Origin of the sequence: Roseateles chitinivorans (genome assembly GCF_050632235.1) — a bacterium.
In the GTDB taxonomy this organism is placed as follows: domain Bacteria; phylum Pseudomonadota; class Gammaproteobacteria; order Burkholderiales; family Burkholderiaceae_C; genus Roseateles; species Roseateles chitinivorans_A.
This window is the reverse complement of the sequence record NZ_CP192584.1, coordinates 2,000,323-2,017,047: the sequence shown is the minus strand read 5'-3', so window position 1 is coordinate 2,017,047 and position 16,725 is coordinate 2,000,323. Positions and strand designations below refer to the sequence as shown.

14 protein-coding genes and 1 pseudogene are annotated in these 16,725 nt (G+C 68.5%); 7 read left to right on the top strand and 8 right to left on the bottom strand.

Annotation, left to right across the window (positions count from 1 at the left end; all coding sequences use genetic code 11):
• Positions 1 to 4 precede the first annotated feature (4 nt).
• The 3 genes from ACQ859_RS09035 to mdoH all read left to right on the top strand — a co-directional run bounded on the left by ACQ859_RS09035 (position 5) and on the right by mdoH (position 5,307).
• Positions 5 to 1,366 (top strand): sigma 54-interacting transcriptional regulator, encoded by a 1,362-nt coding sequence (locus ACQ859_RS09035; RefSeq protein WP_088408824.1) that lies wholly within the window; start codon positions 5 to 7, stop codon positions 1,364 to 1,366.
• Positions 1,367 to 1,609: 243 nt separating this feature from the next.
• A complete protein-coding gene (locus tag ACQ859_RS09030) occupies positions 1,610 to 3,118 on the top strand; it encodes a glucan biosynthesis protein G (protein ID WP_431265490.1) in 1,509 nt (502 codons plus the stop codon).
• An 11-nt stretch (positions 3,119 to 3,129) separates the two neighbouring features.
• Positions 3,130 to 5,307, top strand: a complete 2,178-nt coding sequence (mdoH, locus tag ACQ859_RS09025; RefSeq protein ID WP_431265489.1) for a glucans biosynthesis glucosyltransferase MdoH — start codon at positions 3,130 to 3,132, stop codon at positions 5,305 to 5,307.
• 306 nt (positions 5,308 to 5,613) lie between these two features.
• Here the strand turns inward: mdoH and ACQ859_RS09020 are convergent, their stop codons facing one another.
• The 7 genes from ACQ859_RS09020 to ACQ859_RS08990 all read right to left on the bottom strand — a co-directional run bounded on the left by ACQ859_RS09020 (position 5,614) and on the right by ACQ859_RS08990 (position 12,071).
• A complete protein-coding gene (locus ACQ859_RS09020) occupies positions 5,614 to 6,018 on the bottom strand; it encodes a GFA family protein (RefSeq protein ID WP_088406050.1) in 405 nt (134 codons plus the stop codon).
• A 170-nt stretch (positions 6,019 to 6,188) separates the two neighbouring features.
• A complete protein-coding gene (locus ACQ859_RS09015; RefSeq protein WP_431265488.1) occupies positions 6,189 to 7,058 on the bottom strand; it encodes an urease accessory protein UreD in 870 nt (289 codons plus the stop codon).
• On the bottom strand, positions 7,055 to 8,653 hold the full coding sequence (locus ACQ859_RS09010) for an ABC transporter substrate-binding protein (RefSeq protein WP_431265487.1): 1,599 nt from the start codon (positions 8,651 to 8,653) through the stop codon (positions 7,055 to 7,057). Before ACQ859_RS09010 ends, ACQ859_RS09015 begins: the two co-directional genes overlap by 4 nt.
• A gap of 50 nt (positions 8,654 to 8,703) precedes the next feature.
• Positions 8,704 to 9,222 carry a hypothetical protein gene (locus ACQ859_RS09005; RefSeq protein ID WP_431265486.1) on the bottom strand — a complete coding sequence of 173 codons (519 nt, stop codon included), beginning with the start codon at positions 9,220 to 9,222 and terminating at the stop codon, positions 8,704 to 8,706.
• Positions 9,183 to 9,818 carry an SDH family Clp fold serine proteinase gene (locus ACQ859_RS09000; protein WP_431265485.1) on the bottom strand — a complete coding sequence of 212 codons (636 nt, stop codon included), beginning with the start codon at positions 9,816 to 9,818 and terminating at the stop codon, positions 9,183 to 9,185. The genes ACQ859_RS09005 and ACQ859_RS09000 overlap by 40 nt, the downstream gene beginning before the upstream one ends.
• 128 nt (positions 9,819 to 9,946) lie before the next feature.
• Positions 9,947 to 11,218: an HD-GYP domain-containing protein gene (locus ACQ859_RS08995; RefSeq protein ID WP_431265484.1), complete on the bottom strand. Its 1,272-nt coding sequence runs from the start codon at positions 11,216 to 11,218 to the stop codon at positions 9,947 to 9,949.
• Positions 11,219 to 11,363: 145 nt separating this feature from the next.
• Positions 11,364 to 12,071: a c-type cytochrome gene (locus ACQ859_RS08990; RefSeq protein WP_431266501.1), complete on the bottom strand. Its 708-nt coding sequence runs from the start codon at positions 12,069 to 12,071 to the stop codon at positions 11,364 to 11,366.
• Positions 12,072 to 12,189: 118 nt separating this feature from the next.
• Here ACQ859_RS08990 and ACQ859_RS08985 point away from each other — a divergent pair, with 118 nt between their 5' ends.
• From ACQ859_RS08985 to ACQ859_RS08970, 4 genes and pseudogenes are all read left to right on the top strand, one after another.
• Positions 12,190 to 13,032: an AAA family ATPase gene (locus tag ACQ859_RS08985; protein ID WP_088406056.1), complete on the top strand. Its 843-nt coding sequence runs from the start codon at positions 12,190 to 12,192 to the stop codon at positions 13,030 to 13,032.
• A 22-nt stretch (positions 13,033 to 13,054) separates the two neighbouring features.
• Positions 13,055 to 13,279 (top strand): hypothetical protein, encoded by a 225-nt coding sequence (locus ACQ859_RS08980; RefSeq protein WP_431258859.1) that lies wholly within the window; start codon positions 13,055 to 13,057, stop codon positions 13,277 to 13,279.
• A 70-nt stretch (positions 13,280 to 13,349) separates the two neighbouring features.
• The gene (locus ACQ859_RS08975) at positions 13,350 to 13,958 is read left to right on the top strand and encodes a GNAT family N-acetyltransferase (protein WP_431265483.1); all 609 of its coding nucleotides are present in this window, start codon (positions 13,350 to 13,352) and stop codon (positions 13,956 to 13,958) included.
• Positions 13,901 to 15,967 (top strand): annotated as a pseudogene (locus ACQ859_RS08970) (S9 family peptidase); the annotation flags it as partial. The gene ACQ859_RS08975 and the pseudogene ACQ859_RS08970, both read left to right, overlap by 58 nt.
• A gap of 57 nt (positions 15,968 to 16,024) precedes the next feature.
• On the opposite strand, the gene ACQ859_RS08965 reads toward ACQ859_RS08970, so the two are convergent.
• A complete protein-coding gene (locus ACQ859_RS08965; protein ID WP_431266500.1) occupies positions 16,025 to 16,720 on the bottom strand; it encodes an MHFG family PEP-CTERM protein in 696 nt (231 codons plus the stop codon).
• Positions 16,721 to 16,725: the final 5 nt, after the last annotated feature.

Here is a 16,725-nt window from a genome sequence, read left to right as displayed (position 1 = left end):
ACGCATGAGCGGCGGCGCGAGGCTCCTGATCGTCGACGACGACGCCGACCTGCTGAAGCTGCTGCAGATGCGGCTGGAGGCCGCCGGCTACGACGTCACCGCCGTCGGCAGCGCCGAGGCGGCGCTGGCCAAGCTCGACGTGCAGCGGCCCGCGCTGGTGCTCAGCGACGTGCAGCTGCCAGGCATGGACGGCCTGGCGCTGTTCAACACGATCCGCGAGCGCCACCCCGCCCTGCCCGTGATCCTGCTGACCGCGCACGGCACCATCCCCGACGCCGTCGCCGCGACCGCACAGGGCGTCTACACCTACCTGACCAAGCCCTTCGACGGCCGCGCGCTGCTCGACACCATCGCGCAAGCCCTGACCCTCACCGCCGTCCACCAGGACGACAGCCCCGACCAGCTCTGGCGCGAATCCATCGTCAGCCGCTCCAACGTAATGGCCGAGGTGCTGGCCGAGGCGCGGCTGGTCTCCGCCTCGCAGGCGCCGGTGCTGATCCGCGGCGAGAGCGGCAGCGGCAAGGAGCTGCTGGCCCGCGCGATCCACGCCGCCAGCCCTCGCGCCAAGCGGCCCTTCGTCGCCGTCAACTGCGGTGCGATCCCGGAACCGCTGCTGGAGTCCGAGCTCTTCGGCCACGTCAAGGGCGCCTTCACCGGCGCGCTGGCGAACCACCGCGGCCTGTTCCAGGCCGCCGACGGCGGCACGCTGCTGCTCGACGAGATCGGCGACATGCCGCTGCCGCTGCAGGTCAAGCTGCTGCGCGTGCTGCAGGAGCACCAGGTGCGCCCGGTCGGCGCCAGCGCCTCGGTGCCCATCGACGTCCGCATCCTGTCCGCGACCCACCGCGACCTCGAGGCCGCGCTGGCCGAAGGCCAGTTCCGCGAGGACCTCTACTACCGCCTCAACGTCGTCAGCCTGACGCTGCCCACGCTGGACGAGCGCCGCGAGGACATCCCGCTGCTGGCCCAGCACTTCCTGCAGAAGCTCGCGACCAAGTACGACAAGCGCCTCAACGGCTTCGCGCCCGATGCGCTCAAGGCGCTCACCATGGCCGCCTGGCCGGGCAACGTGCGCCAGCTCCACAACGTCGTGGAGCAGGTCAGCGCGCTGGCCACCTCGCCGCTGATCCCGCTCTCGCTGGTGCAGCGCGCGCTGCGCTCGCCCAGCATCGAAGTACTTCCTTACGCCGAGGCGCGACAGCGCTTCGAGCGCGAGTACCTGGTGGGCCTGCTCAAGCTCACCGACGGCAACGTCGCCGATGCGGCGCGGCTCGCCGACCGCAACCGGACCGAGTTCTACCGCTTGCTGCAGCGCAACGGACTGGACCCCTCCATGTTCCGCGCCGATGGGCCTGTCGCCGAATAGCGACAAGAAAATCCCTTTCAAATCAATCACTTGGAAGAACCGGCGGCAATCGCGTCGCCCTCCGGCGACAGAAATTCCCGTGTGCGGCACCGCACCAACGACATAAGTTGTTGATTTAGAACATATTTCCCATGTGGCACAGGCCTTGCAGTAGGTGTGTCACATGAGAAATATTCACACCCCTCCTCTCGGGTCCTCATCCAGGCGGCCAGTGCCCGCCTCCAGGCCGGCCAGCGTCGGTGGATGGGGTCGTTCTTCGGACTCGCGGTCGGCGCCGCGCTGCTGGCGGCCACCGCCGCGGCGCACGCCTTCGGCTTCGACGAGGTGGCCGAGCGCGCCAAGGCGCTCGCGGCCAAGCCCTACGTCGCGCCGCCGGACACGCTGCCGGCCGAGTTGAAGAACCTCAACTACGACCAGATGCGCGACATCCGGTTCAAGCCGGCGCGCGCGCTGTGGCGCGAGGAGAAGCTGCCCTTCGAGCTGATGTTCTTCCACCTGGGCCACTACCAGACCCAGGCCGTGCGCATCAACGAGATCGTCGGCGGCCAGGCAAGACCTGTCCCCTTCAAGCGGGAGGACTTCGACTACGGCAAGAACAGCCAGCTGTCGCCTCAGAAGTGGGGCGACGTCGGCTACGCCGGGTTCCGCGCGCACTACGCGCTCAACAACGACAAGTACAAGGACGAGCTGGCCGTCTTCCTGGGCGCGAGCTACTTCCGCGTCCTGGGCGCCAACCAGCATTACGGCCTGTCGGCCCGCGGCCTGGCCATCGACACCGTCGGCGGCAAGGGCGAGGAATTCCCGCGCTTCACCGAGTTCTGGATCGAGCGCCCCGCGGCCGACGCCAAGTCGCTGACCGTGCATGCGCTGCTGGACTCGCAACGCGCCAGCGGCGTCTACACCTTCGTGATCAAGCCGGGCGCCGAGACCGTGGTCGAGACGCGCGTGCGCCTGTTCATGCGCTCGCCGGTCGCCACGCTGGCGATGGCCCCGCTGACCAGCATGTACCTGTTCGGCGAGAACCAGCCGCAGAAGGGCGACTTCCGGCCCGAGGTCCACGACAGCGACGGCCTGATGGTCGCCAGCTCGACGGGCGAATGGATCTGGCGTCCGCTGATCAACCCGAACGGCACGCTGACCACCTCGTTCACCCTGCCCGGCGTGAAGGGCTTCGGCCTGATGCAGCGCGACCGCAAGTTCGCCAACTACGAGGACACCGAAGCGCGCTACGAGATGCGTCCCTCCGCCTGGGTCGAGCCGACCAGCGATTGGGGTCCGGGCCGCGTCGAGCTGATGTCGCTGCACACGCCCGACGAGACGCACGACAACATCGTCGCCTACTGGGTGCCCGCCAAGCAGCCGGCCCCGGGCCAGCCGCTGGACTACTCGTACCGCCTGCACCTGCAGGGCGAGCAGCAGCAGCGCCCGCCCGGCGCCTGGGCCGTGCAGTCCCGCACCGGCTACAGCTACGCCAAGCTCGACAAGAACGAGCAGCAGTTCATCGTCGACTTCGAAGGCCCGTCGCTGGCCGCGCTGCCGGCCGGCGCCGAGGTCAAGGCCGTCGCCAGCACCAACGGCAACGGCGAGGTCACCGAGGTCAACGCCTACCCGAACCCGGTCACCGGCGGCTGGCGCATGGCCGTCCGCATCAAGCAGGTCCGCCCCGGTCAGTCGACCGAGCTGCGCGGCTTCCTCCAGACGAAGCAACAGGTCCTCACCGAGACCTGGAGCCTGATTCTTCCTCCCCAGTGAAGGAGCACGACATGATCGAATCCACGCACACCGCCACCGTGCACCAAGCCGCCGCCGCCCCCGGGCCGGTCGGTCCGAGCGCCCCGGCGATCAAGCGCGGCGCGATGGTGCCCCGCGCCTGGGGCCTGCGCAATCCGCCGGTCGAATCGCTGCCCGGCGCCGAGCCGCCCGAGGCTTGGGAGACCGCCGCGAGGAACCGTCGCAACGCGCTGAAGCTGTCGATCCTCGGCGCCACCGCGCTGGCGACCGGCGTGCTCTGGCAGACGCACCGCGGCTGGGCCGCCGATCCGTTCGCCTTCGCGCTGCAATGCGTGCACCTCGGGCTGTTCGCGCTGCTGTTCGCCTGGGTCAGCGCCGGCTGCGTCACCGCGGTGATGGGCTTCTGGGTCATGCTGCGCGGCGACAAGCACGCCATCAGCATCAAGGACGCCGGCAATGACGCGCTGGGCGCCGACGCGCGCACCGCGCTGGTCATGCCGATCTGCAACGAGGACGTCACCACCGTCTTCGCCGGCCTGCGCGCCAGCTGCGAGTCGCTCGCGGCGGCCGGCGCGCTGCGTCTGTTCGACGTGTACATCCTCTCCGACAGCTCCGACCCCGAGCGTCGCACGCAGGAACTGGCCGCCTGGGCCGAGCTGCGCGCGCAGTTCGCCGGTCGCGGTCGCATCCACTACCGCTGGCGCCAGCGCCGGGTGAAGAAGAAGGCCGGCAACGTGGCCGACTTCTGCCGCCGCTGGGGCCGCAACTACCGCTACATGGTGGTGCTGGACGCCGACAGCGTGATGAGCGGCGACTGCCTGCTGGGCCTGGTGCGCCTGATGGAGAAGCATCCGCGCGCCGGCATCCTGCAGGCCGCCAACCAGGTCTGCGGCCACGACACGCCGCACGCCCGCGCGCAGCAGTTCGCGAGCCGCGTGACCGGTCGCCTGTTCGCCGCCGGCATGCAGTTCTGGCAACTGGGCGAAGCCCACTACTGGGGCCACAACGCGATCATCCGCGTCGAGCCCTTCATGAAGCATTGCGCCCTGGCCCCGCTGCGCGGCAAGGACATCATGTCCCATGACTTCGTGGAAGCCGCGCTGATGCGCCGCGCCGGCTACCAGGTGTGGCTGGTGGCCGACCTGCCGGGCAGCTATGAACAACAACCGCCGCATCTGCTGGCGGAGCTGCAGCGCGACCGCCGCTGGTGCCAGGGCAACATCCAGAACGCCGGCCTGATCGCCGAACCGGGTCTGCACGGCGTCCACCGCGCGATGCTGGTCACCGGCGCGCTGTCCTACCTCGCGGCCCCGCTGTGGCTGCTGTACGTCGGCCTGGGCGTGCTGCTCTGGAACGTCGGCGGCAACGAGGCCTTCCAGCCCTTCCTGGAAGACGGCTCGCTGGCCCCGGGCGTGGCCGCGCTGTGGCTGGGCACGATCGGCATGCTGGTCCTGCCGCGCCTGCTGTCGGTGGCCGCGCTGATCCTGCGCGGCGAACAGTCGCAGTACGGCGGCTCGCTGAAGCTGGTGGCCTCCTGCGCCACCGAGGCCGGCATGTCGCTGCTGCAGGCGCCGCTGCGGATGGTCGCCCACTCGATCTTCTGCGTGGTCGCGCTGACCGGCATCTCGCTGGACTGGAAGTCGCCCCCGCGGGCCGCCGAGGACGTGTCCTGGCGCGAGGCCTTCGCCGCCTACGGCCGCATCAGCCTGGTGACGCTGGCCATCACCGCGGTGATCGGCGCGCTGAGCCCCTCGACGCTGATCTGGATCGCCCCGATCGCCCTGCCGCTGCTGCTGGCCGCGCCGATCACGGTGCTGTCGAGCCGGGCCAGCCTGGGCGAGCGCATGCGCAGCGCCGGCCTGCTGGTGATTCCGGAAGAGAGCCTCACGCCGACGGTGCTGCGCAACGCCTGGGCCTATGGTCGCCAGGAGCGTCGTCTCCCCGGCTTCGCCGACCTGCTGGCGAGCCGCCGCCTGACCGCGCTGGCGGCTGAGGCGATGGGTCGCCGCGACGTCGGCCTGGGCAAGCGCGCCGAGGTGCGCGCCCGCCGACTGGGCGAACTGACGGCGCAGCCGGGCGTCGTCGACGCGATGAGCAACGCCGACCGCATGCGCTTCCTGAGCGAGCCGAATCACCTGCTGCGCCTGGCGCAGCCGCTGCGCCCGTCCACGCTCACCGAAGTGCGTCCGGACCTGCGTCTGGCCGCCTGACCGGCAAGAAGAACGCCCCATCGGCCCGGGTGCCCCGCCGACGAGTCATGGCGGAGGCGCGGTGCCCGGGACCGGTGGATGCGTACTGCCACCGCCGCGGGCCCTCACCCCTGCCCTCTCCCGCAAGCGGGAGAGGGAGTAAGAAGAGCGGCGCGGTGGCTTCTTCTCCCGCAAGCGGGAGAAGCGCAAGAAGGAGTCCAGTCGGACTCCCTCTCCCGCTTGCGGGAGAGGGTGGGGGTGAGGGGCGCGCGCAGCGCGCGGGGTCCAGGTAGTCCTGCAGCGCCCTTCGCCCGACTTCATCCCCCGCTACATCGGATCCTTGTCATAGGTTCTGACCTCCTCCGGCAAGCGGACCCAGCCGTGCATGCGGCAGGTGTAGACCGAGTCCTGGGGCGGCGGGAACGAAGGATCTCCGAACCCGCCGACCGCGACGCCGACGGAGCCTTCCACGCCTTCCTCCGTGTGGAAAACGTTGCTCCCGCAGACGGGGCAGAAGTGGAAGCGGAAGCGTGCGCCCTGATCGCCGGCGCGCACGAACTCGGTGGCGATGCCGACGACCTCGTAAGGCTCGGCGAAAGCCGCCAGCGTCGCGAAGACACTGCCCGTGCGACGCTGGCACGCCAGGCAGTGGCAGAGGCCGGTTCCCAGCGGCTCTCCCTGCACCACGATCTTCAATTGGCCGCAACTGCAAGAAGCGGTACGTGAAGCCATGCGATCACCTCCCTGGAGACCGTCTGTGGAGAGGCCATGCTAAGCGCTGGCTTGGTGCGCTGGCTACAACTCTGAGACATCGTTGCCACAGCGACATCAGCGGGCGTCCCCAGAGTGGGGGATGCGCCCGGGCCGGGGTCTTGCCCTGGATGCCGGTGGCGCGCGCCCCGCTACATCGCCCAGAGGCGCGGCGCGGCTCCGTCCAGGCCCCACAAGACCTGACGCCAGGCGGCCCAGCAGCGGCGCAGCAGCAGCGAGACCGGCTCGACGACCGGGCCCAGTGCGCGCACCACCAGCACGCCGTCCTGGGCCGCCGTCGCACCGGCGGTGAGGCGCAGCGGATCGGCCTCGATCAGCGCGCGGACCGCGTCCAGCGCCTGTTCCCGGCGTTCGCGACCGATCGCGGCGCCGGCCGCGAACACCAGCGTGCCCAGGCATCGATGGCCTGCGAGCCCGAGGTCGCCGTCCATCAGCAACGCGTCGGCGGCGTCCAGCAGTCCGCGTTCGATCCAGACGCCGGGGATTTCCAGATGCTGCTGGAAGCGTCCCGACGCATACGGTTGCCCTGCGCCGGGCAGCCCGAGCGCGGTGATGTCCCAGGCGAACAGCTCCGCCGTCGGCGCCAGCGTGAAACGGGCGTCATTCAACGCCTCGCAGCCAGGATAGGCGATGGCTTCGAGCGGCAGCCACTCCAACCGCGCGCGATCGCCCAGCGTCGCCTGCACACGCTGCGTGGCCAGCGCACCGGTCGGGCTGCGATAGAACCGCGTCGCACCCGGCGTCGTCACCAGCGCATGAGCGCCCTCGCCCACCGTCACGACGATGTCCAGCGTATCGCCGCCGACCAGCCCGCTCGGCGGATGCACCAGCACGCTGTGGCAGATCGCTTCGCCCTCCGGGTAGAGGCTCTTCAGCAGGCGCAACGGCCCTTCATGCTCGTGGCTGACGACGCAGCGTCCTCGTTCGTTCCGGTAATCGGCGCGTAGCCGCGCCAGCCATTGCTTCTCGACGCTGACGATCATCTCAGGAGGGCCATTCATTTCGGCAGTGTCACCCAGGCGTAGTCCAGCCAGTTGTCGGCGCGATGCACGGCCTTCACGCCCTGCCGGACCGCCCAGGGCGCCGCCTGCCGATGCAGGGGCAGGACGTGGATCTGCTCGCGGTACTCCTGCAGCGCCGCGCGGATCAGCTGCTCGCGCTTGGCGGGATCGGCTTCCGTGGAGGACGCGCCCGCCAGTTGATCGAACTTCGGGTTCCTCGACCGGCCGTAGTTGTAGTAACCGGCGCCGGAGGGCCTGTCCTCGCTGCGGTAGACCGGCGTCAGGATGGTCTCCGCATCGGTGATCGCGCCGCCCCAGCCCATCAGGTAGAGGCTGGTCTCGTAGCGTTCCAGCTTCGGGAAGTACAGGACACGCGGCATCGCGTTGACCTTCACCTTCACCTTGATCTGCGCCCACATCGACGCCAGCGCGAGGCAGATCGCCTCGTCGTTGACATAGCGGTTGTTGGGGCAGTCCAGCGTCACCTCGAAGCCGTCGGCGTAGCCGGCGTCCGTCATGGCCTTGCGCGCGGCGGCGAGGTCGAAGGGCAGCCGCGTCTCCAGCGCCGGATCGTTGAAGGCGCCGAGCGGCGACGGCGTCAGCCCGCCGGTGGGCTGCGACAGGCCGTTCATCAAGCGCTTGTGGATGGCGTCGATGTCGATCGCCTGGTACATCGCGCGCCGCACGCGCAGGTCCTGGAACGGGTTCTTGCCGTTGGGCGCGCGGCCGTAGACCAGCGTGTCGCGCGCCTGGTCCATGCCGACGAACACCAGCCGGTTCTCGAGTCCCTCGATGACCTGCACGCCGGGCGTCGCGCGCAGCCGCGGCACGTCGCGCGGCGCCGGGTCGAGCAGCAGGTCGACCTCTCCGGAGACGAGCGCGGCGAGCCGCGTCGCGTCGTTGGAGATCGGCGTGAACTGCACCTCCTGCACGTTGCCCTCGAAGCGGCCCCACCAGTTGGGATTGCGCTTGTAGACGGTGCGGATGCCGGGCTGGCGGCGGACCAGCATGAACGGACCGGTGCCGTTCATGTTGAAGCCGGCGAAGCTCTCCTCGTTGTCCTTGAAGCTGAGCGGCTTCGTCACCTTGTGCTGCTCGCTCCAGGACTTGCTCATGATGAAGAGCAGGTCCAGGTGCTGCAGGAAGATCGGGTTGAAGCGCGGCTGGGTGATCTCGACGGTGAGGTCGTCGATCTTGCGCGCGGTGCCGACGGCATTGGCGTAGACGGCGACCTGCGAGGTCGGCGCCTTGGCACGCTGGATCGAGAAGACGACGTCGTCGGCGGTGAACGCGGAGCCGTCGTGGAACTTGACGTTGGGACGCAGCTTGAAGCGCCAGACCAGCGGGCTGACCTGGGTCCACTCGGTGGCAAGACCCGGCACGATGTTGAGCTGGCGGTCACGGGCGGTGAGGCGCTCGTAGACCTGCGAGTTCATCCCGTTGGTCAGGCTCTCGTTCTGCGAGTGCGGGTCCATCGTCTGGGCGTCGCCCTGGCTGGCCCATCGCAGCGTCTGCGCGTGGGCCGGCGACGCGCCGCCGACCGTTCCTCCGACCACGCCGGCGCACAGCGCCAGCAGCATGAGCCTTCGTGTCATCCCGCGCTCCCCGACGTCGTGTGATGTCGCGGAGTGTAGGGAGCGCAGGGTCAACGGGAGGTCGGGGTCTTTCCGGACGGCCTTTGATCCGCCGGCTTTCGATTGGGCTCGAACAGCCTGGGGTTCGACGCGATGATGTACTTCAGCATCCGTCGCTTGGACTGCATGATCAGGTCAAATGGCAGCGTGGTCTTGATCATCAGAACAGTCCTTGAGGTCAAAGGGAAGGATTGAAGAGAAACGACAGGGCTCGTCTCCTGCGCCCCAGCAGCCAACCAATGGGCATATCGTTTCGCGATAGATCGAAAGGGGTCGCCGACGTGCCAGACCCTTCGGAAGAGCGTCCGTGCTTCCTTTCGGTCGATCACAAAGGAATGACAGGGATATCCGGACACAAGTTCCGCCAGCTTTTCCTGCTCGATGTTGCAGCCACGCTCCGCCAGCCGTTGCCCGTAGGCATGGGCAATCGACACCGCGCGATGCATCTCCGCCAGACGTTGCGGGTTGACCTGCTCGGCCAACGGTCGAATCAGTTTCGCGGCAAGTCCGGCCGCGATGTCCGAGGCCACTTGGTGGAAAGCCCATGATGGGACAAGTCCGCCATTGAAACCTTGAAAACGTCCAGGTACTGCAAGAGCAAGATGTCCGCTGCGGTACGCTGCTCCAGGCCCGAACTTGTTGCACCGATCTCGTCGCCGCGAGCGACCTGGATATCCAGCGGCCCCAATTCGCTCCGGTCATCCATGTAAAGCGCCGACGCCCCGAGGGCGATCAAGGTGCCGGCTCTCTTGCAATAGCGGGGGATCAAAGCATGCACACGGCCATAGTGGAATCCCAGCGCGCGGGCGATGCGAAATGCAGCATCGGGATCCCCGCCAGCGGTTTCCAGGATCAGCAGCACGTCCTCGTTTCGCTTCTTGCTTTCGAGAAGGTCGCTCAGGCGCTCGTACCCGCCAATGGTGACGGGGCCAGCATAGGCAACGACGTCAAACGGCGCCTGCAGCGGAACCTCGTCGACCTCGACCTCGGCGGCCAAAGATTCGGAAGTTGATGTGCTGGCCACGTCCACGCCGCCGTCTTTCCAAAGTACTGCCATCGGATGCCCTCCAGCGCCATTCATCAGCGCGAGGTCTGCATCTTCCGGCGGACGGTTCAGACGAACCATGGCCTGAACTAGGAGACTTTCGCCTCAGAGATTGAAGAGCGTTGCCGCTCTGAGTCAGTGACGACTACCGAGACTTGCGCTCGCCGTGCGCGCAGTCTCTCCCGAGACCGCGCGCCTCGGCCACGGCATCACTTCGCCGGCGCCTGCCAGAGTTCGTCGAGCCGCTGGAAGCCCCAGGTGGCCGGGTCTTCGCGGCCGACGATGCGGTCGCCGGCATTCTGCGAGGACAGGTCGAGCACCAGCGTCGGGATCGGCATCTGCGACTTGGTCGAATAGAACACCCGCACCCGCGGCGCCGTCAGCGCCGTGGCGTTCTGCTCCAGCACCACGCCCAGCCGGCCCGACTGCAGCTTCACCAGCGTGCCCACCGGATAGATGCCCACGCACTTCACGAAGGCCTGGAACACGCGGGGGTCGAAATGCCCCGTCCACTGCGCCATCCGCGCCAGCGACGAGGCCGGATCCCACGCGTTCTTGTAGGGGCGGTTCGAGGTGATCGCGTCATAGACGTCGCAGACCGCGCCCATGCGCGACAGCAGGCTGATCTGCTCGCCCGCCAGCTTGCCCGGATAGCCCGAGCCGTCCATCTTCTCGTGGTGCCGCAGCGCGACGTCCAGCGCCGCCTCCGGCACCGAGGTGCCTTCCTTGAGCATCTCGAAGCCGCGTGTCGGGTGGTCGCGCATGATCGCGAACTCGTCGTCGGTCAGCGCGCCCGGCTTGTTCAGCACGTCCAGCGGCATCATCATCTTGCCGACGTCGTGCAGCAGGCCCGCCAGGCCGGCCTCGCGCGTCTGCGGCTCGTCCAGGCCCATCTGCCGGGCCAGCGACACCATCAGCGCGCACACCGCCACCGAGTGCATGTAGGTGTAGTCGTCCTTGGTCTTCAGCCGCGCCAGGCTGATCAGCGCCGACGGATTGCGGACCACCGAGCTCGCCACCTCCTCCACGAGGGGCAGGCATTGCTCGGCGTCGATCGCCTTGCCCAGCCGCGCCTCGCCGAACAGGTGCATCACCGCGCGCTTGGAGCGCTGCATCACCTGCGTGGCGCGTTCGAGTTCCTCGCCCATCGACGCGGGCGCGGTGCTGAGTTCGAGCCGGGGAGATGCCGCCACGACGGCGGGGGCGGCCGGCGGCTCCGCGGCGGCCGGCGCTGCCGCCGCAACGGGCGCAGACGCCGGCGGTGCCAGGGACGCCTTCGGCGCCTCGGGCGCGTCGACATCCAGGCCCTTGGACGCGTCGATCCAGCAGAACGGCACGCCGCTGGCCTTCAGCGCCTTCAGGTCCTCGGGATCGGTGAGGACGAATTTCGTCTTCCAGAAAGGGTGCGACAGCCACGACCCTTCCATCCCCTGCAGGAACATGCCCAGCTTCACCTGGGTCGTGGGAATCTTCTTCAGCATGACTGGCGTTTTCGTCCAGGACAACACAGTATGGCGCCCTCCTTGGCGCACGCACAGTCAGATCAACCATGAAAAAACCGCCCCGGTGGGCGGTTTGGCTACTTCTCTTCGCTTGAACCCGAGGCTGGCTGAAAGCCTGCCACGTTCAGCGGAACCGCGATTGCGGGACTGTACGTAGTTCGGACGGCAAACCCGCCAGATACTGTGAAAGAAGCTTCAGTTCCGCGTGACTGAATTGCTTGACCTGCCCTGCCATCACCGCGTTGGTGCGTCCGTGATACGGCTTGCCCTCGATCTGGTAGGACTTCAACGCGACGTAAAGATAGTCGGCGTGCTGGCCCGCGATCTTCGGGTAGGTGCCGTCGATCGGCTTGCTGAAGTTGGCGCCGTGACAGCTCGCGCAGGCGCCCTTGTCCAGCAGTTTCTTGACGTCGGCCGGCGCCTCGACCGTCGCGGGCACCGGATCGACCTTGGCCAGGCCGGCGTAGTAGTTGGAGATCTCGGCGATGTCCCGGTCGCCCAGCGGCAGGGCGATGCCGCGCATCGTCGGGTGCTTGCGATCGCCCTTGGCGTAAGCCGCCAGCGCGTTGGCGATGTACTGGGCGTTCTGCCCCGCGATCATCGGCACCTTGTGCACTTCGGGGAAGGTGGCCTGGTAGCCGGGGATGCCGTGGCAGCCGATGCACATGGCCACCTTGGCCTGAACGTTGGCCTGGGGGCCAGGTGCGGCCTGAGGGCCAGGTGTTGCGGCGGCTGAAGCGCCAGGGTTGGTCGTCGACGGCGCTTGTCCCGGCGCGGGCGACGAAGGAGCGTTGGACTGAGCGGCTACAACAAACGCACTTCCGGCCAGCATCAACGCGAGGGAGATCTGCAGTTGTCTTCTCATGGTCCCGATCTTCTAGGATTTGGGGCGGCGCGATTATAGGGGGCCCTATATACTGGTTTTCACCCCTGCGCTAGAGAAGCCCCTCATGAAATTCCAAGGTTCCCAGGACTACGTCGCCACGCCCGACCTGATGCTGGCGGTCAACGCGGCCATCACGCTGACGCGGCCGCTGCTGGTCAAGGGGGAACCGGGCACCGGCAAGACGCTGCTGGCCGAGGAGGTCGCCAAGGCCCTGGGGCTGCCGCTGCTGCAGTGGCACGTGAAGAGCACGACCAAGGCGCAGCAGGGCCTGTACGAGTACGACGCCGTCAGCCGGCTGCGCGACAGCCAGCTCGGCGACGACAAGGTGCGCGACATCGCCAACTACATCGTCAAGGGCACGCTGTGGGAGGCCTTCGCGTCCGACACGCCGGTGGCGCTGCTGATCGACGAGATCGACAAGGCCGACATCGAGTTCCCCAACGACCTGCTGCGCGAACTCGACCGGATGGAGTTCTACGTCTACGAGACCCGCGAGTGGGTGCGGGCCAAGCACCGGCCGCTGGTGTTCATCACCTCCAACAACGAGAAGGAGCTGCCGGACGCCTTCCTGCGCCGCTGCTTCTTCCACTACATCAAGTTCCCCGAGGCCGACACGATGCAGGCCATCGTCGACGTCCACTTCCCGGGCCTGAAGAAGGACCTGCTGGCCGCCGCGCTGAAGACCTTCTACGACGTGCGCAAGCTGCCGGGGCTGAAGAAGAAGCCCTCGACCTCGGAACTGATCGACTGGCTCAAGCTGCTGCTGGCCGAGGACATCCCGCTGGAGGCGTTGCAGACCCAGGACGACAAGGTCGCGATCCCGCCGCTGGTGGGCGCGCTGCTGAAGAACGAGCAGGACCTGACCCTGTTCGAGAAACTCGTCTACATGCAGAGCCGCAACCGTTGATCGCCGCCCGTACGATCCGCGCATGAGTCAAGACTTCAACACCGCCTGGCGCGCCGCGCTGGCCGACGCGCTCGGATTCGTCGGCGGCGGCGTGATCGGCCTGCTGGCCGGCCGCGCGCTGGGATGGGAATTCATCGGCGAACCCGGCTGGGGACCGACGCAGATCCTGGGCCTGCTGACGATCCTCGTCGGGATGGGCGGCTGCCGCTGGGCGCTGCGCCGGCTGCTGCTCGGCAACAGGGGCTGAGGATTCCCCCTCGCCCTTGCCTGCACTTCACCTCTTTCCTCGCACTGCCGGCCGAGGGTCGGCTCGATCCATGACCGCACCCAACCCCTTCACTGTGCCGGTCTCGCTGACCGGCCCGCATGCGCGGCTCGAGCCGCTCTCCCCGGACCACCGCGAGGCGCTCGTCGACGCGGTCGCCGACGGCGAGCTCTGGAAGCTCTGGTACACCAGCGTGCCGACGCCTGAGCGCATGGGCGCCGAGATCGACCGCCGGCTCGGCCTGCGCGACGCCGGCTCGATGAACCCGTTCGTCGTCTTCGACGCCGACGGCCGCGTCGCCGGCATGACGACCTACATGAACATCGACGCGGCCAACCGCCGCGTCGAGATCGGCTCGACCTGGACGCGCGCATCCAGCCAGCGCAGCGGGCTGAACACGCAGTGCAAGCTGCTGCTGCTGAAGCACGCCTTCGAGACTCTCGGCTGCATCGCGGTGGAGTTCCGCACCAACCGCCTGAACACGCAGAGCCGCCGCGCGATCGAGCGCCTGGGCGCGCAGCTCGACGGCGTCCTGCGCTCGCACATGGTCATGCCCAACGGCCTGCCGCGCGACACCGCCGTCTACAGCATCACCGCGGCCGAATGGCCGACCATCCAGACCCACCTGCAGTGGCTGATCGACAAACCCCGGAGCGCCTGATGGCCACCTCGAAGAAGAAGCAATCCGCCGACCTGAAGACCTTCGACGTCGATGCGCTGTGGGCGCTGGCGCGCATCGGCGCGCCCAGCCTGTCGCCGGACGGCGCGCAGGCGGTCGTGCCGGTCACCCGCCACGACATGGAGAAGAACAAGGGCGCGACCTCGCTGTGGCTGCTGTCGACGCTGGGCGGCGAGCCGCGCGCGCTGACCTCCGCCGGCGAGAAGGACGGCCAGCCGCGCTGGAGCCCGGTCGGCGATGCCATCGCCTTCATCGCGCGCCGCGAGCAGGAAGGCGACAAGGACGAGGCGCCGCAGCTCTACGTGATCCCGCCCGACGGCGGCGAGGCGCGCCGCGTGACGAAGCTGCCCTTCGGCGTCGAGTCCTTCAAGTGGTTCCCGGACGGCAAGCGCCTGGCCTTCGTGTCCTGGGTCGACCCGGGCCTGAAGGGCCAGGCCGCGCAGGCCGAACGCCGCAAGGCGGACAAGGATCGCAAGGACTCGGCCTACGTGACCGAGGAAGGCTTCTACCGCTTCTGGGACCACTCGCTGCCGATGAACCGCGTGCCGCACCTGCACGTGATCGACCTGGCCAGCGGCGAGGTCCGCGACCTGTTCGAGGGCACCGACTTCGAACTCAGCCGCGCCGAGCCCGATGCCGACACCTTCGACGTCTCGCCGGATGGCCGGCGCATCGTGTTCAGTTTCGACCCCGAGACGCCCAAGACGCTGGAACACCGCAACGCGCTGGCCGAGATCGACGTCAGATCCGGCCGCACCCAGGTGCTGCTGCAGGAGCCGGGCTGGGACCTGGTCGCGCCGGTCTACAGCCACGCGGGCCATCACATCGCCTTCATCGCGACCCATCAGGGTTTGAAGCACACGATGCCGCAGCAGTTGGCGGTGCTCGACACGCACGGCAACTGGGCCGTGCTGTCGGAAGAATGGGACCACGACGTCGCCGCCCCGCTGCGCTGGGACGAGGACGACCTCGGGGTGATCTTCTGCGCCGAGGACCAGGGCCGCCGCCACCTCTACCGCTTCGACGTGAAGACGCTGCACGCGTTCCCGCTGTGCGAGGGCGGCCATGTCGGCGCGTTCGCGCTGGAGGCCGGCACGCTGGTCGTGCTGCACGACAGCGCGTCCTTCCCGCCACAGGTGTCCGTCGTCGATCGCGAGGGCGACGCCGAGGAGCAGGTGCTGCACCGCATCGAGTCCTTCAACGACGAGGCGCTCGCCGCCGTGCGCTTCGGCGAGGTCGAGGAGCTCTGGTACGAAGGCGCGCTGGGCGAACTCGTGCAGATGTGGCTCTACCACCCGCCCGGCTTCGATCCGAAGCAGAAGACCAAGGTGCCGCTGATGCAGCTGATCCACGGCGGCCCGCACACGGCAATGGGCGACAGCTGGCACTGGCGCTGGAACCATCAGGCGATGGCGTCGCAGGGCTACGTCGTCGCCTGCGTGAACTACCACGGCTCGTCGAGCTTCGGGAACCGCTTCGCCGACTCGATCACCGGCCGCTGGGGCGAGCTGGAACTGCAGGACGTGGAGATCGCGACCGACCTGCTGCTCAAGCAGCCCTGGGCCGATCCGAAGCGGGTCTTCGCCACGGGCGGCAGCTACGGCGGCTACATGGTCGCGTGGATGAACGGCCACGTGCCGGCCGGCCGTTACCAGGCCTACATCTGCCACGCGGGCTGCTTCGACTGGACGGCGATGTTCGCGAACGACGCCTACCTGTGGCATGCCAAGGAGCTGGGCACGGCGTACTGGAAGGATCCGGCCAAGGTCGCCGCGCAGAGTCCGATCGGCTACGCGCAGCACTTCAACACGCCGACGCTGGTCATCCACGGCCAGCTCGACTACCGCGTCCCCGACGCGCAGGGCCTGGCCTACTACAACACGCTGAAGGCGCAGGGCGTCGACGCCCGCCTGGTCTGGTTCCCGGACGAGAACCATTGGGTCATGAAGCCGCGCAACTCCAAGCTCTGGTACGGCGAGTTCTTCGATTGGCTGAAGCGCCACGACACGGCGGGCGCGAAGGGGGCGCCAAGGCAGCGAAGGCAGCGGTCAAGGCCGGCGCGAAGGCTGACGCGAAGAAGAAGCGCGCCTGACCAGCCACGCCAGCAACGCGAGACCCGCCGCGGCCATCGCGAAGGTCGAGGGCTCCGGCACCGCCGGCGGCGGGAGCTCATCGACACGCGGCGGCAGCACGAACAACGGCGTCGGGATCGGCGTCGGCGGCGGTCCCGCGGCCGGCGGGCCGATCGACACGCGCGGCGGGTTCGCGAACGAGCCGGGCGGCGTGGCCGGCAGCCCCGTCAGCAGCGGCGGGGGCAAGGTCGACAAGGGCGGCACCACTTCCGGCACCGGCGCCGGCGCGCCGGCCCCCGGCGGATCGAACGGCAGTTCACCCTCGCCCGGCGGCGGCACGGGGCCGCCCCCGCTGCCCGGCACCCGCGCGATGCGGCTCACGTTGCGGCAGACGGTCGGCACCATCACGCAGGCCGTCCCCTCGCAGTAGACCAGCGCGCGTTCGCGTTGCTCATCGGACCAGCGGTCCCGGCTCACGCTCGCACACACGCGGCCTTGTCCGAAATGCATGTCGCGGATCTGCGGCTCGTAGCTCGCGTCGCCCGCGATCCGATCACGCGAGATCTCGACGATGTCGTTGTAGTCGTGCGCCCGCATGCGCGCCTTCAAGCGCTCGCGCACATCCGGCGCGATGTCCGTGTAGCGATCGACGGCGGCGGGCACATCGCCCATGAAAC

Coding starts and splice junctions, on each gene's coding strand:
- ACQ859_RS08965 (WP_431266500.1), bottom strand. CDS start 16,720: ATGGGCGATGTGCCCGCCGCCGTCGATCGCTACACGGACATCGCGCCG.
- ACQ859_RS08995 (WP_431265484.1), bottom strand. CDS start 11,218: ATGCTGAAGAAGATTCCCACGACCCAGGTGAAGCTGGGCATGTTCCTG.
- ACQ859_RS09020 (WP_088406050.1), bottom strand. CDS start 6,018: ATGGCTTCACGTACCGCTTCTTGCAGTTGCGGCCAATTGAAGATCGTG.
- ACQ859_RS08990 (WP_431266501.1), bottom strand. CDS start 12,071: ATGCTGGCCGGAAGTGCGTTTGTTGTAGCCGCTCAGTCCAACGCTCCT.
- ACQ859_RS09000 (WP_431265485.1), bottom strand. CDS start 9,818: ATGGTTCGTCTGAACCGTCCGCCGGAAGATGCAGACCTCGCGCTGATG.
- ACQ859_RS09035 (WP_088408824.1), top strand. CDS start 5: ATGAGCGGCGGCGCGAGGCTCCTGATCGTCGACGACGACGCCGACCTG.
- ACQ859_RS09010 (WP_431265487.1), bottom strand. CDS start 8,653: ATGACACGAAGGCTCATGCTGCTGGCGCTGTGCGCCGGCGTGGTCGGA.
- ACQ859_RS08975 (WP_431265483.1), top strand. CDS start 13,350: ATGACCGCACCCAACCCCTTCACTGTGCCGGTCTCGCTGACCGGCCCG.
- ACQ859_RS08985 (WP_088406056.1), top strand. CDS start 12,190: ATGAAATTCCAAGGTTCCCAGGACTACGTCGCCACGCCCGACCTGATG.
- ACQ859_RS09030 (WP_431265490.1), top strand. CDS start 1,610: ATGGGGTCGTTCTTCGGACTCGCGGTCGGCGCCGCGCTGCTGGCGGCC.
- ACQ859_RS08980 (WP_431258859.1), top strand. CDS start 13,055: ATGAGTCAAGACTTCAACACCGCCTGGCGCGCCGCGCTGGCCGACGCG.
- mdoH (WP_431265489.1), top strand. CDS start 3,130: ATGATCGAATCCACGCACACCGCCACCGTGCACCAAGCCGCCGCCGCC.
- ACQ859_RS09015 (WP_431265488.1), bottom strand. CDS start 7,058: ATGAATGGCCCTCCTGAGATGATCGTCAGCGTCGAGAAGCAATGGCTG.